Here is a 15,317-nt window from a genome sequence, read left to right as displayed (position 1 = left end):
TTATGGAGGTCTATTATGTCAAAATATATAGCTGTAGCAGGTAAAGGTGGAGTAGGAAAAACCACATTCACCGCTTTATTACTAAGGCAAATGGTTAGACAAAAAAAAGGGACTTCGATCCTTGCAGTCGATGCAGACCCCAATGCCAATCTTGGTGAAGCTTTAGGCTTGGAGGCTACCTCGACAATCTCAGAATTGCTCGAGCAAAGCAAAGATCCTAAAGCCATTCCCCAGGGTATGCCTAAAAATGTATTTATAGAGTACAAACTTCAGCAGTCCTTAGTTGAATCGAAAGATATTGATCTGCTGGTTATGGGAGGGCCTCAAGGAGCTGGTTGCTACTGCTATCCTAATGATATCTTGCGCAAGCATCTCGAGAATATTGGAGAAAACTATGATTTTGTAGCCGTGGATTCGGAGGCCGGATTAGAACATATCAGCCGACGTACGATTCCCCGTATCGAAGTCATGTTTGTCATCAGTGATTCTTCGGCTCGAGGTATTCGTTCAGCAGGAAGGGTTCATGAGCTTATTAAAGGACTTAAATCTGCTGTAAAAACCATATATTTGATCGTTACCAAGACTTCAGAGGGAAGTATGGAATCGCTTAAAGAAGAGATTGAACGTACTGGTCTGACTGTAATCGGAGATATTCCGTTGGATCCTTTAGTTGTGGAATATGACTTGGCCGGCAAACCATTATTTGATTTGCCCGATGATGCCGTCTCGGTACAGGCAGTAGAAGCTATTCTGAACCGTGCCGGAATCTTTAACTAGAAAGGAGAGAAGTTCATGTCCGTAGCGTTAGTAAAAGAAAAATATTCTAGTAAAGTTGGAGAGGTAGTACTTGGCGCGACTGCTGAACAGGGTGGAACAAGGACCCATACAATTACGGTTGGAGGGGATAGTGCCCTACCTTTTCTCCACTTTGAAGGAGAAACAAAGAACCGTCCGGTAATTGCTATGGAGGTCACAGATGTTGTGCCTTCCTGGAATGATTTAATAAAAAATCAAATCGGAGATGTCATTAATAATCCCGCCGCCTGGGCTAAAAAATGTGTAGATGAATTTGGCGCTGACCTCATCTATCTAAAGCTTGATGGTGCGAACCCAGAGGGTGAAAACCGTTCTCCCGAAGATTGTGCTCGTATTGTAAAAGAAGTTTTAGCTGCAGTTGGGGTTCCCTTGATTGTAGAAGGATGCGACAACGCTGAGAAAAATAATGAAATCATGGCTGTAATTGCTGAAGCTTCTACAGGGGAAAACCTCTTAATAGGTATTGCGGAACAAGATAATTACAAATCAATTGCGGCTGCAGCAATGGTTCACAAACATACCCTAATTGCTCGTTCGCCTCTTGATATTAACATCTGTAAACAGTTAAATATCTTGATCCATGAAATGGGACTTCCTTTAAACAAAATCGTAATTGACCCTACGGTCGCTGGTCTAGGATTTGGAATTGAGTACGTTTATTCTATTATGGAACGTGCTCGTTTGGGAGCTTTGGCTAATGATAAAATGCTTTCTATGCCTATTATCTGCACAGTAGGATATGAAGCTAATCGTTGTAAAGAAGCCTATGCAACCGTCGAGGAGTTTCCCGGATGGGGGGATCTCGAAGATCGTGGAGTGCTTTGGGAAGCGGTTACAGCATCCGGCGTTCTTCAAGTCGGAGCTAGCATTCTGGTAATGCGCAACCCTGCAGCAGTTGCTTTGGTCAAAAAGAACATTGCTGATTTGATGGGAAAATAATCCTCGAAATCACCAGCATAATCCAACCACCTTCATTTTGTATTTCTCCAAAAAATGAAAGGACGTGAACTGAATGATTATTTTTGGCGAACGGATTAACGGGATGTTTACTGATATTGGAGAGGCACTTCGCAACAAAGATCCAAAACCGCTTCAATATTGGGCGGTAAAGCAACAAGAAGGAGGCGCTCACTACCTAGACGTCAACTCTGGCCCTGCCATTCCTTCCGAAGAGAGAGTTGAAGCCTATGAGTGGATGGTTAATGTCATTCAGGAAGTTTCTGAGTTACCTCTCGTCTTAGACTCAACAAACTATAATGCCATTGAAGCAGGCTTAAAAGTCTGCAAACGTCCTGCCATTATTAACTCTTGCCCAGCTGAGCAAGTGAAAATCGAACGGGTTTTCCCTATGGCTATTCAATATAATGCAGGTATAATTGGGTTAACTATGGATAAGAAGGGTATTCCTAAAGACGCCGAGAATCGCGTTGCCTTCGCCATGGAGCTTGTAGCCGCCGCTGACGAATACGGAGTACCAATGGAGGACCTCTATATTGATCCATTGATTCTTCCTGTAAATGTTGCTCAAGAGCATGCTCCAGAAGTCCTAGAGTCCTTAAGACAAGTGAAGATGTTGGCGAACCCAGCCCCACGTACAGTCTTAGGGTTATCAAATGTGTCTCAGAAATCACCGGATCGCAACCTGATTAATCGCACGTATTTAGCTATGGCAATTGCTTGTGGACTTGATGCCGCTATCATGGATGCCAATGATGATGACTTAGTCGACGTTGCAGCAACAGCTCAGATTCTCCTGAATCGAAGTGTCTATGCTGACTCCTATCTAAAAGTATTCCGTGCTCGCTAAAATATCTACAACATGGAATTCAGGTGGAGGGCAACCTTTAGGCCTCTAAGTCCTGATGTTCAACAGAACAATTAGATTGTCTAATTTATATTGATACACCTTGAAAGAGGGCTGCAGTAAACTTTGTTTGCTGCAGCTCTCTTAAGTATAAGTAGCTAAAACATCGTGGTCGAAACATTACAAAAATACCTTCTTGATAACTCAAGAACGCGTTTGTATGTATTCCTAAAATACTAAAGAGGGTAATATCCATGTAAGTAAAGTTATCCACTTGTAGCATGCTAAATTGACAAATTAAGAGACAATCTCTTCAGTCCTATCATACCATCAGGAATACAAGCATAGCTATTACAGATAATAAACTGGAAGGGGATAATTATGGAGGCATATTATCATAATGATCCAAGAATTGGAGAATGGGTAGAAAAAATCATTGAAGAGATTTTCACAACGTGTTTGTTGACAGGAGTTGACTCAGAGGCAGAATTTCAAAAAGGATGCGAATTTGTAACTAAGCTGGCTTCATTATTACAGGATTTTTCCACATTTCCTTCAGAGTACTTAGCGGATGTTCTTAAACAAATCATTGAACAGCAATTGCCAGACTCACGTGTTATTGGTAACTTTCCTTCATTTAAAGATATAATGAATAAAATGTTACAAGAAGGTATGCTAAAAGTAATGGATACCTCGAAAAGTTTCCCAACGGTCCCTACGAATAATTTAAAGTTTGATATAGCGGAGATAGAGAATGTAGAAATCGAGGATTGTATCCCTGCTCTAGGCGCTATCTATAATCAAATTCTTCCGATTGAACAGCAAACTATTATTGAAGAAATGGAGATAAACCCTAATATCTTGATCCCTAACTATATAGACCGGCTTAAGACAGTTCTAAATTATGTATTCGTCGATGCTGTTATTATGTGGGATGTTACTATATCAGGACAAAAAGTATTTGCACAGGTAGAGGATATTCTATTCTGCCGTAGCGATTCAATGTGCCCTTGTGAAGCAGAAAAACTTCAACAGGAAGGTTGGATAGTGTTAACCATAAATGATGAAGATCTTTATTATCCTCGAAGATTAGAAAGGTACATCAAAAATACTATTCGGCAGGGTAAAAATACTAAAAGGAGATAAGTTATCTTATTTTTCTATCAAGAAGTAGGAAATACTGTTTCTGTGTCGAATAAAACAATATAGAAGGGTAAAGTGAAGATGGATTCAAACTATTGAAATGAGGAATAATTTTGACGGATCAGTTGGGAGAAATAATCAAGAACACATTAAAGGCAATTGAATCAGGGAAAGAAGAAATCTTTTTTATTGCTGAAACATCTCGAGCTGAAACCCAGCGGCTTGTTAATGAACTCTCTCAACTAAAAACTAATATTAAAGACATCATTTCGCAAGTTGATTGTCAAGATAAGGTTGAACGGCGTATGCGTCAAAAGCTGATGGAAGTAAATCGCTCTTATCAAAAATATACTCAAAAAGAAATGATGGATACTTATACAGAGGCAAAAGATGCCCAAGTTAAGTTGCAGCTTTTACAACAAAAAGAAGTTCAATTGCGCAAGCGACGGGATGACCTAGAGCGGTCTCTTACCCAAATGCAGGTTACAATAGAACGGGCTCAAAATCTTATGACTCAGGTAAGCATGGCGATTAGCTTATTGCAAGGCGGGGTAGTTGAAGCCTTGCAGACTCAGAATCATGAGCAACGAGTTGAGATGGGACTGCGGGTTATTAAAGCCCAAGAAGAAGAACGGCGTCGTGTCGCAAGAGAAATTCATGATGGTCCTGCTCAAACCCTTGCGAATATTGTTTTGAGATTGGAAATTGCAGAAAGACTATTAGAATTAGATCCGAGTCGAGTAAAAGCAGAATTAAAAGACCTTAAGAATCTGGTTCGTGCAAATTTACAAGATATTCGCAGAATTATTTTTGATTTACGTCCAATGGCCTTAGATGATTTAGGAATAGTTCCGGCAATTTCTAAATACTTGGGTAACTTCCAGGAAAACTATGGCATTAAATGTGAGTTGCTTATCGAAGGTAGAGAACGACGTCTTCTTCCGGCAATGGAAGTTGCTCTGTTCAGATTGGTACAAGAAGGAATGACGAATGTTGCCAAGCATGCTCATTCTGATAAAGTTGACATTTCTTTGATTTATCGTGAAGATTGGACAATCGCGAAAATACGTGATTATGGCAAAGGTTTTGACGTAAAATCTGCTATGAATTCTCCGGGCGAGCATTTTGGTCTTGTAGGAATGCGCGAACGTGTCGAAATGTTCTCAGGTTTATTTTCTATACACTCAACAATTGGCAAAGGAACTATGATTGAACTTTCAATTCCATCTAACCAGGAGGGAGGAACGACAACTTGATAAAAATTGTAATTGCTGATGATCATCCCTTATTACGAGAGGGGCTTCGTCGCATTTTAGAATTTGAAGATGGGATTGAGGTCGTTGCAGAAGTAGGAGATGGTCAAGGTGCCATCAATATTGCACGAACAATGAAATTCGATATTTTATTAATGGACTTAAATATGCCCGGGGTTAATGGCTTAGAAGCCGGCAAAGTAATTCGTCGTGAATGTCCGGAGGTTGGTATCCTAGTGCTTACTGTTGATGATTCAGATGAGAAAGTTTTTCAGGTTCTTCAAATTGGCGTAGCGGGTTATCTGCTGAAAGATGTTGATTCTAAGACTCTTATCCAATCTATTCGGAAAGTTTACTCTGGCGAGCCGATCTTATCCCCAAGTGTGACAGGGAAGCTACTTGACCAATTAAGTCAACCTAGCCCTATGAAGGATACATGTGGGCTAAGTGATCGAGAAATGGAAATACTCCATTATGTCGTTAAAGGGGCTTCAAATCGTGAGATTGGAACCTCTTTATTTATCAGTGAAAAAACTGTTAAGAATCATTTGTCGAGTATTTATCGCAAACTTGCTGTTGAAGATCGAACACAAGCAGCTCTTAAGGCAGTAAAACTTAATCTTTTTCAGCTGGATTAGGTTATACGGATGATTATAGATTGCTAAACTACCAATAAAAAGGTAAAATAAATTGAGACAAGTTTGTAGAGTAGTGTAAAAATGGTAAATATAATAGCATTGTTCAAAGAAAAGCGTCCAAATGCTATTCTATCAGAGAAGTATTCTGACAAGAAAAGCATAGAGACGCTATTTTTGGAGGATTGATTAGATGAAAATTAGCTTTTTTGGGGCAGCACAGGTTGTCACAGGGTCTTCTTTTCTAGTAGAAACAGGGGATTCGAGAATCCTAATTGATTGTGGTATGTTTCAAGGTTCCAAAGCGCTCAAAGAGTTAAATTATGGAGAATTCCCGTATAATCCAGCAAGCCTTGACGCTGTTATTCTGACACATGCTCATACAGACCACTCAGGTATGTTACCTAAGCTGATTAAGTCTGGTTTCAAAGGTACAATTTGGGCTACACCTGAAACAATTAAGTTATGTTCAATAATGCTTCCGGACAGTGGGCATATACAGGAGATGGAAGTAGAACGAAAAAATCGAAAACGTAATAGAGCAGGGCTTGAACCACTGGTACCAATTTATACTGTCCAAGATGCCATTAATACTATCTCCTACTTTAGGGCATCACGGTACAAAGAAATCGTTGAATTAGCGCCAACCGTTTCCTTTCAGTTCTACGATGCTGGTCATATACTTGGTTCAACCCATGCTGTACTTCATATTAAAGAACCCAATTACAATAAAACCGTTGTGTTTTCCGGGGACATAGGAAATGTAAACCAACCATATATTCAAGATCCCAGTATACTCAGTGTAGCAGACATCGTTGTTATGGAAACAACTTACGGAAACAGACTCCATTCTGAAAATAGTGACGGCAGTAAAAATGATCGTTATGAGCAGCTTGCTCAAATAATCCGGTCAACCTATGAAGCCGGTGGGAATTTAGTTATTCCTGCTTTTGCAATTGAACGTACTCAGGATTTATTATTTTATCTACGTCGACTGCAGGACGAACATCGGATACCAACACTACCTATCTATATTGACAGCCCTTTGGCCATTGCAGCTACCAAAATATTTCAAGAAAATACAGATAATTTTGATTCTGTAACTCGTGAACTAATAAAAACGGGGAATAACCCCTTAACAATGCCCAATGTTCATTTTAGTCAAACTGCTCAGGATTCGATGGCTTTAAATAATATTGAAGGTGGGGCAATTATTATAGCTGCCAGCGGTATGGCAGATGCGGGTCGTATTAAGCATCATTTAAAGCATAATCTATGGAAAAGTAATGCAACAGTTCTGTTTGTAGGATATCAGGCTCAAGGAACCATTGGTCGAATGTTATCGGATGGAGTTGATACCGTAACTATTCACGGTGAGAAGGTTGCCGTGAATGCTCGGATTACTCATATGGATGGTTTCTCTGCTCATGCAGATCAAGCAGAATTAATCCATTGGCTTTCCTTACTTGGGAAGAAAGCAGAGCAGATTATTCTGATTCATGGGGAATTAGAATCACAGACAAAATTTGCAGAGAAGATTTTGGAGGAGTTTGGTAAATCTCCCCTTATACCACAGCTTGGAGAAACAATTGAATTTACTGAAGGAAAAGTTCTACAATATCCACCTGAAAAAGTCTGGCTTTCGATCGCTCCTAAGGATGAAATGGATAAGGAGACTGCCTCAAGTCCATCAGAAAAGTTAATCAGCAAGACAATAATACAACCAACTGCTCCTTCTTATAAGAGATTAAAGTCAACCGTCTCTAAGACATCACGTTCACAGGTTAACAGAGCATATATTAGGCTACGACATCATCTTAAGAGAGTTATCGACCAGGGATTAAGGACTCGAGATTTCGACCGTGTCGTTAATATATTGGATAGCTTAACGCGATTGTTGGAAGAGCAAGAGCGAAAATCAAGACGATAAGACTTAAAAATTAAAGCCAAGCATATTCCAGGGTTTGACGTTTAATCCCTGATAAGAAACGAAGAGTTTCTTCGCGCCTTTTGATAGCTAAACGCTTCCCTGCTTTTGTAGAGACTTTATCTGGCAGAGCATCTGCGAAAAGACGTGCCCTTTCAATAGCATCTTCAGGAGTTTGTATCAAGTCGTCTTGTCCAACTATGCTAAATAATCGCATTAAACCAATATTACCTAAATTATCCAGAATATCCGCTTCTCTTAAGTAGACTGCCTCATCACTGCGCCCGGGTTCCGAGTAATACATGTGATTTTCTACAGCATCTAAAACAAGAGAGATTTTTTCTGAAGGATATGACATTTGGGGAAGAAGGTTCGCAGTCACACCTTTTGAACGTAAAGCATGATCCATGTTCTTAAGGGCATAGGCAGGGGATTTGCCAGTATCATGCAGCATAGCTGCTGCATAAAGAACCTCGTCATCCAAGGTTAAATGACTAGAGAGTTCTTTTGATAGATGATAAACTCTAAAACAATGCTTGACACTCCAAGCAGAGTGAGCTCCTGACTTTTCCACAATTTGAACAAGCTCTTTCCTGAAATCCATTTTTTAGCCTCCTTTTCGTTTAGTTATATATACGCCAAAAGACTCCTGTTTTCCTTCCATTTTATGGAAGTAGTTTTAAGAGTCTTTTTACTTTATTTGTTTTAAATGGTCTATATATACTTTTTTAGCATTTAGTAAAGAGAAATATGTAAAATTCTACAGAAACTTAAAGATAATTTTCGGATGGTACATGGGGAGATGAACTATCAATGAACAAAGTAAGTGTTTATGGGAGCTTTACACAAGCTCTTTTCTTTTCAGGTGTTGTTTCTATTCCAAAATATTTACTGACCCATTATAGAAAAATCGGAATCTGTGATAGCGAGATGTTAGTATTAATTCAGATATTATGTGACTCCGAAGTGAATCCATATCCCTCGATTTCAACCTTAGCTGGACGAATGACTGCTTCATCGTCTGAGATAGAAGAGAAATTGGGAGGGTTAGTCGAGCGAAAACTTCTTTCGATCGAAAGGTACTGGAACCCAGTTGAACAAAAGTGGGGAGATTGTTATAGTTTTGTTGGTTTAATCGAAGAGCTTGCAGAATTATGGGCAATTGAGAGATCGCAGCAATTAGAAGAAGAACGAATCCTTAAACAACAACAAGTCCCTTTAAATATCCCATCGACTTCACCTAATCCAGCGATGGAAAACTTAATTCAAACTTTTGAGCAAGAGTTGGGACGCCTGCTTACGCGCTTGGAATGTGAAAATCTGGACAAATGGCTATCTTCACATTTTTCAGAGGAATTAATTATTGAGGCCTTAAGAAGAGGGGTTAGTGCAGGCATTCGCAACTTTCGTTATTTAGATTCGATTCTTAGAGAATGGGAAAAAAAGGGACTTCGCACACGAGCTGAGATCGAAGCAGAAGATGCGTTTTTTCAATCGCGTCAGGAAAAAAAGGCTACGAAGTCTAAGAGTAAAGGTGCAACAAAGACTACTTCTAATAAATATGAGAATTTTTATCTTTAGAATATTTGGTACTAGGCCAAGTTTTCTATAGGAGGATATTCAACTATGAAAAATGTCAAAGATATTTTATCGACCAATGTCATACCTTCAAGGCCCAATTATGAGAAACCAAAAGTGTCAGAGGCATCTCCTTCTTACGGGAGTCAGTGCCCTATTTGTCAGGATCGGGGAATTGTCCTGGAAGGTGATATTGCCTATCCGTGTAGCTGTATGGAAACCAAAAAGTTAGAAAATCAATTTCGGCATGCTCGAATTTCTCGGGAACTAATGAACTGTCGATTAGATAAGTTTCGCTTTGATTATTATTCAGCGGATCTAGCGGAGTCACACCGCGAAGGAGCTGCCAAGGCCTTAAAAGCCGCTAAAAGCTTTGTAGATGATTGTTTGCGCTCCCCATATGGCTTGGGATTACTGTTTACTGGGCCGGTTGGATCGGGTAAAACCTATCTGGCCGCAGCAATCGCCAATGAGCTAATGGAACATAATTTAAAGGTTCTTTTTCTTATCGTTCCGGATCTGCTAGATGAATTGAGAGCTACGTACAAATCGGATCTTAATGAACTGGATTTATTAGATTCTGCGCGAAGTATACCTATCTTAATCCTCGATGATTTAGGGGCTCATAATTATACTGAGTGGACAAGAAACAGACTATATTCAATTATTAATTATCGCCTTAATGAACAGTTGCCAACAGTTATTACGTCTAATCTTTCTCTTGATGAAATGGAAGATTTTCTTGGATTGCGGACAACTTCTCGAATTATTCAATCTTCAAGAATTTTTCGGTTAACTGTCCAAAAAGACATTCGCTTACAGATTTATCAGGAAAGGGAAAGTAAAGCTAAGTAGTTTTGTTGAGTTGAAAAATATTTTCTGAGACCTATGCATGTCCTTAAGAGGATGCGCATAGGTTTTTTTAAGTAAAAAAATAAGGAGGTGTTCCGCTATGGCTAAAATTATAACTATTAATCGTAAGTATATTGCCATGGTCGCCAGTGTTTGTCTGATTTGTCTGCTTGGTTTTGCTGGGTTTTCTCTTTGGGAGAATAAGAATGAAGGTGTTTCTAAAAACATGGGTAATCCCGAGATAAAAATGATCGGAGTTGCTGTTGAGCCGGCGTCAGTTGTTAAGGATCTCACTTATGGCAGCGTTACATTAAAAGGTGCCCAGGTAATTACAACTAAAACTTTTGATTTTGTCATTACAGTACAAAATATGACCGCCAAAAAGATGACAAATATTCCAGTGGAATTGCAAATGAGTTTAATTGGAGATGACACCAAAAAGGTAACAACGCCAGGCAGTCTGGAAGTATTAGAACCAGGTGCTACAGCACGAGTTGCATTTCGTCAGATCAATGTATTAGGGGATGCTTCAGGTAAAAGTGCCACAGAGGGTCAGCATTTAATTACGTTGAGAGTTAAGGCTAATCCTGAGGGGGGAGTAGAGCAGACTACTGAAGCAAGTTTCCGTTTTAATGTAGATACAACTGTAAAGGCACCACCAACAGTGAAAAAGCAGTAAGTTTAATATCAAAATAAGTGCTGTCAAGCACTTATTTTTGTTTTCAGTGAATTAGGGATATAATAGAATGGACATAAGCACCATGCTAATGAAGAACTCCTCTTCCATTTTGCAGGGGGAAACACTGGACTAGGTGAGGTGGATAATATGGAAATTAAAGTTGATTTACATACACATACCGTTTCAAGTGGACATGCCTATAGTACACTATCCGAAAACGCCTTAGCAGCATCGCGTAACGGCATTGAATTACTTGGTATGACTGATCATGGGCCGACAATGCCAGGTGCGCCACATCTATACCATTTTGGAAATTTAGGCATTATTCCCGAAGAACTACATGGAGTTAAAATATTGCCTGGTGTGGAAGCTAATATCACAAGCCATGAAGGAGAGTTAGATATTCCTATCAGATATCTGGATCAAATGAAGCTGGTTCTAGTGGGTTTGCATGGTATTTGCTACCCCGGAGGAACCGCTGAGCAAAATACTGAGGCTTATGTTAAAGCTATGAGAAATCCCTATACGGATATGATGGTGCATCCAGGGCGTCCTGAATTTGAACTGGATCTCGAACGAATTGCTTACATGTCAGCCGAGTTAGGTATTCCCGTTGAGATCAATAATAGTTCTCTAGCCAACGAAAAACTGGGGGCCTGGGGAAATTGCAGACGATTTGCCAAATATATGGTTCATTACAAAGGGCCTGTTATTTTGGGCAGCGATGCTCATTTTTCAGATCTAGTGGGAGATTTCAGTCATGCCCTCAGTTTAGTAAGAGAAGTGGGACTGGCTGAAGAGCAAATTTTCAATAGTTCGCCCAAACGAGTTTTAAATTATTTAGCTGATCGTCGGAAAAGTCGTCCTAGCATTTCTTAGTGTAAGCCCAGTTACAACTCCAAATACTACAGAAAAGGTACACGAAACCCCTTTTTACCATATATTGTATTGAAGGGGGGGTAGAATTGTTCGATAAACAGGTAGAGGAAAGTTGCGGAGAACCTATTGTTATAGGAATCGAATTCTTTTGCCCCATCAGCTCGACTCCAGGAAGTTCCACTCTAATATTTACTCAACCTCTTTTGACCGGAAAAATTTTTGAATCCTCCGCTGTGATTATTGGAGCTCAAATCATTCTTTACATTGCGCATCACCTTTTTGGATATAAAAGCATCCCTATTATGGACACTAAGAATAATCAAACCATCCAAATGCCTCTTTCCGAACTGCAAGATTTTTTAAAGTGGATGGCTAACGGATCTGGGACTTTTGCTAACCTAAGTTCGGCGAATACGGAAAGTAATCAAAATACAAATGTCGACTTGGGAATTACTGGCACCATTGGTGACAGAGGCTTTCAAACTCCACAGAGCCCTGAAGCCCCTCTCGTTCTTGCAATCTACGTTATAGGAAACTTTTCTAATAAGCCCTATACGCCTATTGTAGAGATCATTGTCCCGATCCTCACATTTCCTGGTTTGCGAGGAGCACTACCAATCTTGATTATAAGTTTACTCGCAACGATTTTTGTAAGAGCTGTAGTTCCACCGGAATCGACGGGGGCTAGACCTCTTGCTAAACCTAGCCCATTAAATAATAATACAAATCCTCTTACCTTTACACCAAACGATCTGTTAAAAATGTTTACTAAATTTGGCAAACACTTTAACACAAATTAACGCAAATAATCGGCTTAGATAGCAAAGAATGGAAGATAATCCACTAAGGAAAGGTAAAAAGTTCTTTCCTTAGTGGTTATAGGAAATATATAGGAATAAATTCATTTGTTTCACTAAATTATTTATAGTACAATGTGTTTTGTGGACAAACTATGTTTAGACCTTAAATGACGAATTAGAACATACAAAGTAAAGGACGTGTAGTAGTGCTTTTTAAAAGTGGACAGATTGATCGTGAACGTATAGCGGGAGCAATTATAATCATAAGCCTATTTATGATATTACTAACAGTGATTGGAATTCAGTTTTTAAATGTTAAAGTCACTAATATTGAATTAATTGATCGTGGCTTATACTCGGTGATTACTGAAAAAGGACCTGTTAATATTGGTAAAGAAGATGTCCTGCGTATTGAAAGAACCTATACAAAAGCTTCAATGACTGGTGCACAAGTAGAGTTAGATAAGATATATACAACTAAAGGGTTTATTTTTATTTCTTCGTTAGACCCTTATTATAAGAATGGAAAAGAACTAATTAATTCTGTGGATTTTGATGGGGACCAAGTCTGGGTCCATCCTTCAAACGGAAGCGCTGAGACATCAATTGAACAACGGCAAAATGCTAATTTGAAACTTATTCAGCCATTTAGTTATGCTATTGGCACATCCACTAAATTGATTTCAGTGATATTTTCGGTCATATCTTTGCAATATCTCTCTTTAGCTATTGGTGGTTTGGCATTATTAATCCTCATATTTCCACTTAGGTTAGAGGGGACTTTAGCAGTACAATCTCTACTTGCAAAGAATCCGGAATATAGCAATGAAGATGAGCAACAGCTTGATGCAATTGCAAAATAATCTAAATAATATTTGACTTCAACGGTTTTTCAGAAAGGAGTTGCCTACAATGAAAGTTTCTGTTAAACACATAAAGGGAATGCATTTTCAAGGTGAAGGTAGTTCAAAAGTTGTGACTAATATGGATGCTAGCGTAACTGCTGGAGGAACCGGACGGGGAAGCAGTCCGACAGAAATCTTATTGATGACCATTGCTGGCTGCAGTGGGATGGATATTGTTACAATTCTTGAAAAGATGAACGTTAAATTTAATCGCTTTGAAACGACAGTCGAAGGGGAACGTGCCAGCGATCATCCCCGGGTCTTTAAAGATATTGAACTAGTTTATAAGTTTTGGGGAGATTCTCTTGCCAAAGAGAAGCTTGAGCGTGCAGTGCAGCTTTCAATGGAAAAATATTGTAGTATCGCTAATATGATTGATAAAGCTGCTAATCTTACCTACAGTATTGAAATCAATCCTTAGGAATCTTTAAAGTAAAAGAGAGCTGCTCAAAAGCAGCTCTCTTTTGATGTTTTAACATTTAATGGTTACCTGACGCTACAGTTAAATCACATCTGTCAGACACCGAGTAAAAATGGTGAATAAATAATCGAAGTTAACTTACATTATATAACAATAATTAGCTATAAAGACTAGGGACTGTGTAGACAATCCTTGATAGAATATGGATGTTTTGTTATACTAAGAGTCGAAACAACTTGAAATAAAGGATAATGTTAAATGATTTTACTTTTAGGGTTTCTGAGAAGTGTTTTGCTCATATGCGTAATTCTCTATATTTACTATATTACTCGACGCAAAAAAAATGATGTCGTAATTCAAATGTGGTTAACGGTCATCGTTGGAATGTTATCAAGTTTAGCAATTCAAATTGTTAATGTGGTTATGGGTAATTCTATATTAGACTCTGTATTGCTGAGTATTTTATTTCTTGCTGCTCTTATTGCCTATTCAATATGGAAAGTTTCTCGAGAGTTAAAAAAACGTCGTTATTCAAAATAGTTGTAGCCGCAAATCAAAAAACTGCGGCTTGTTTTTATGTGTATTCTCTCTTAGGGATTGTGACTTTATTACCAAATTAGTGATAAATATATTAAAGGAGTTATGCTGAAAATGAAAAAACGAGGTAAGATTCGAATTAAAAAGATTGTTATATTTTTGGTTTTCAATATTGTCTTTGCGACAATTCTTGTACCCTTCATATTGTTTTGGGGGCCCTTTGAGTCACTCAAGATCGTAACAGTAGGTGCAGTAGCAACCTCACGGCATCCTCAGGTCGTAGAGGCTTTTCTTTCCGAAGAGGAGATAAGTCGTATTATGAATTCTACCAATTCCCAGGGGACCGGTATTAGCCAGGTTTTAGGACGTACAGAAGTAATTACTGATAAGGCTTCAGGAATTACAATCGAAGATATTAAAGGGCAAAGCTTTAAAGGTAAAGTTATGCTTATCAAAGATCCTAATCGAATTAAATTAGCCGTTACTAAGGAAATTGGCGTTACCGGTGAACGAGTCACTGATCTGGTTAAAGATATGAATGCTGTAGCCGGGATAAATGCAGGGGGGTTTTATGACCCTAATGGCAAAGGTAACGGAGCATTTCCGGACGGAATAACTATGCATGATGGCAAGATAGTCCACAATAACGTTGGGGACAAGGCAGTAAACATTGTTGGATTTAATGACAAAGGAAAAATGGTACTTGGGAAGATGACTGCCAAGCAATTAGAAGAGAAGAATGTCCGTGAAGCGGTCACCTTTGAACCTAATCTAATTGTGGATGGAAAATTAATGATTACTGGTGATGGAGGTTGGGGAATTGCCCCGCGGACGGGAATCGGTCAAAAGGCTGATGGGACGGTGATTTTTGTGGTAATTGACGGTCGCCAACCTACTTGGAGCATAGGGGCAAACTTACGCGACCTGATGAACGTCTTTAAAGACTACGGTGCTGTCAATGCCATTAATCTGGATGGAGGATCATCCTCAGAACTTGTTTATGATGGAAAGGTTATGAATAAACTTTGGAATATTTTTGGCGAGAGATATATTCCTACTGCCTTTGTAGTCACCCCATAAATTACTAA

General features: G+C 39.0%; 17 protein-coding genes. 16 read left to right on the top strand and 1 reads right to left on the bottom strand.

Annotation, left to right across the window (positions count from 1 at the left end; all coding sequences use genetic code 11):
• Positions 1 to 15: 15 nt before the first annotated feature.
• From BLS16_RS10570 to BLS16_RS10540, 7 genes are all read left to right on the top strand, one after another.
• Positions 16 to 777 carry an ATP-binding protein gene (locus BLS16_RS10570; RefSeq protein ID WP_092333047.1) on the top strand — a complete coding sequence of 254 codons (762 nt, stop codon included), beginning with the start codon at positions 16 to 18 and terminating at the stop codon, positions 775 to 777.
• Between the two features lie 15 nt (positions 778 to 792).
• Positions 793 to 1,755, top strand: a complete 963-nt coding sequence (locus BLS16_RS10565; RefSeq protein WP_092333045.1) for an acetyl-CoA decarbonylase/synthase complex subunit delta — start codon at positions 793 to 795, stop codon at positions 1,753 to 1,755.
• 73 nt (positions 1,756 to 1,828) lie between these two features.
• A complete protein-coding gene (locus BLS16_RS10560) occupies positions 1,829 to 2,623 on the top strand; it encodes a methyltetrahydrofolate cobalamin methyltransferase (protein WP_014903360.1) in 795 nt (264 codons plus the stop codon).
• A 378-nt stretch (positions 2,624 to 3,001) separates the two neighbouring features.
• Positions 3,002 to 3,766 (top strand): hypothetical protein, encoded by a 765-nt coding sequence (locus BLS16_RS10555; RefSeq protein WP_092333043.1) that lies wholly within the window; start codon positions 3,002 to 3,004, stop codon positions 3,764 to 3,766.
• 110 nt (positions 3,767 to 3,876) lie between these two features.
• Positions 3,877 to 5,019: a sensor histidine kinase gene (locus BLS16_RS10550; RefSeq protein ID WP_092333041.1), complete on the top strand. Its 1,143-nt coding sequence runs from the start codon at positions 3,877 to 3,879 to the stop codon at positions 5,017 to 5,019.
• Positions 5,016 to 5,654 (top strand): response regulator, encoded by a 639-nt coding sequence (locus BLS16_RS10545; protein WP_034599086.1) that lies wholly within the window; start codon positions 5,016 to 5,018, stop codon positions 5,652 to 5,654. The genes BLS16_RS10550 and BLS16_RS10545 overlap by 4 nt, the downstream gene beginning before the upstream one ends.
• Before the next feature lie 190 nt (positions 5,655 to 5,844).
• Complete coding sequence (locus BLS16_RS10540) at positions 5,845 to 7,581, top strand: MBL fold metallo-hydrolase RNA specificity domain-containing protein (RefSeq protein ID WP_092333039.1); 1,737 nt, start codon at positions 5,845 to 5,847, stop codon at positions 7,579 to 7,581.
• A gap of 10 nt (positions 7,582 to 7,591) precedes the next feature.
• Here the strand turns inward: BLS16_RS10540 and BLS16_RS10535 are convergent, their stop codons facing one another.
• Positions 7,592 to 8,182, bottom strand: a complete 591-nt coding sequence (locus tag BLS16_RS10535) for an HD domain-containing protein (RefSeq protein WP_092333037.1) — start codon at positions 8,180 to 8,182, stop codon at positions 7,592 to 7,594.
• A gap of 209 nt (positions 8,183 to 8,391) precedes the next feature.
• On the opposite strand from BLS16_RS10535, the gene BLS16_RS10530 reads away from it, so the two are divergent.
• The 9 genes from BLS16_RS10530 (at position 8,392) to BLS16_RS10490 (ending at position 15,309) form a co-directional block, all read left to right on the top strand.
• Complete coding sequence (locus BLS16_RS10530; RefSeq protein ID WP_092333035.1) at positions 8,392 to 9,159, top strand: DnaD domain-containing protein; 768 nt, start codon at positions 8,392 to 8,394, stop codon at positions 9,157 to 9,159.
• 45 nt (positions 9,160 to 9,204) lie between these two features.
• A complete protein-coding gene (locus BLS16_RS10525) occupies positions 9,205 to 10,011 on the top strand; it encodes an ATP-binding protein (RefSeq protein WP_092333033.1) in 807 nt (268 codons plus the stop codon).
• 97 nt (positions 10,012 to 10,108) lie between these two features.
• On the top strand, positions 10,109 to 10,687 hold the full coding sequence (locus BLS16_RS10520) for a hypothetical protein (RefSeq protein WP_092333031.1): 579 nt from the start codon (positions 10,109 to 10,111) through the stop codon (positions 10,685 to 10,687).
• A gap of 147 nt (positions 10,688 to 10,834) precedes the next feature.
• Complete coding sequence (locus tag BLS16_RS10515) at positions 10,835 to 11,566, top strand: phosphatase (protein WP_092333029.1); 732 nt, start codon at positions 10,835 to 10,837, stop codon at positions 11,564 to 11,566.
• 86 nt (positions 11,567 to 11,652) lie between these two features.
• Positions 11,653 to 12,366, top strand: coding sequence for a hypothetical protein (locus BLS16_RS10510; protein ID WP_092333027.1), 714 nt, complete (start codon positions 11,653 to 11,655; stop codon positions 12,364 to 12,366).
• 206 nt (positions 12,367 to 12,572) lie between these two features.
• The gene (locus tag BLS16_RS10505) at positions 12,573 to 13,229 is read left to right on the top strand and encodes a hypothetical protein (protein ID WP_092333024.1); all 657 of its coding nucleotides are present in this window, start codon (positions 12,573 to 12,575) and stop codon (positions 13,227 to 13,229) included.
• Positions 13,230 to 13,278: 49 nt separating this feature from the next.
• Positions 13,279 to 13,692 carry an OsmC family protein gene (locus tag BLS16_RS10500; RefSeq protein ID WP_092333022.1) on the top strand — a complete coding sequence of 138 codons (414 nt, stop codon included), beginning with the start codon at positions 13,279 to 13,281 and terminating at the stop codon, positions 13,690 to 13,692.
• 258 nt (positions 13,693 to 13,950) lie between these two features.
• On the top strand, positions 13,951 to 14,232 hold the full coding sequence (locus tag BLS16_RS10495) for a hypothetical protein (RefSeq protein WP_092333020.1): 282 nt from the start codon (positions 13,951 to 13,953) through the stop codon (positions 14,230 to 14,232).
• A 111-nt stretch (positions 14,233 to 14,343) separates the two neighbouring features.
• A complete protein-coding gene (locus tag BLS16_RS10490) occupies positions 14,344 to 15,309 on the top strand; it encodes a phosphodiester glycosidase family protein (RefSeq protein ID WP_014903346.1) in 966 nt (321 codons plus the stop codon).
• The last annotated feature ends 8 nt before the right edge of the window (positions 15,310 to 15,317 follow it).

The sequence above is a fragment of the Desulfosporosinus hippei DSM 8344 genome, assembly GCF_900100785.1.
Classification (GTDB): Bacteria; Bacillota; Desulfitobacteriia; order Desulfitobacteriales; family Desulfitobacteriaceae; genus Desulfosporosinus; species Desulfosporosinus hippei.
The sequence above is the reverse complement of the archived record's forward strand: the minus strand, read 5'-3'. Positions and strand labels throughout refer to the sequence as shown.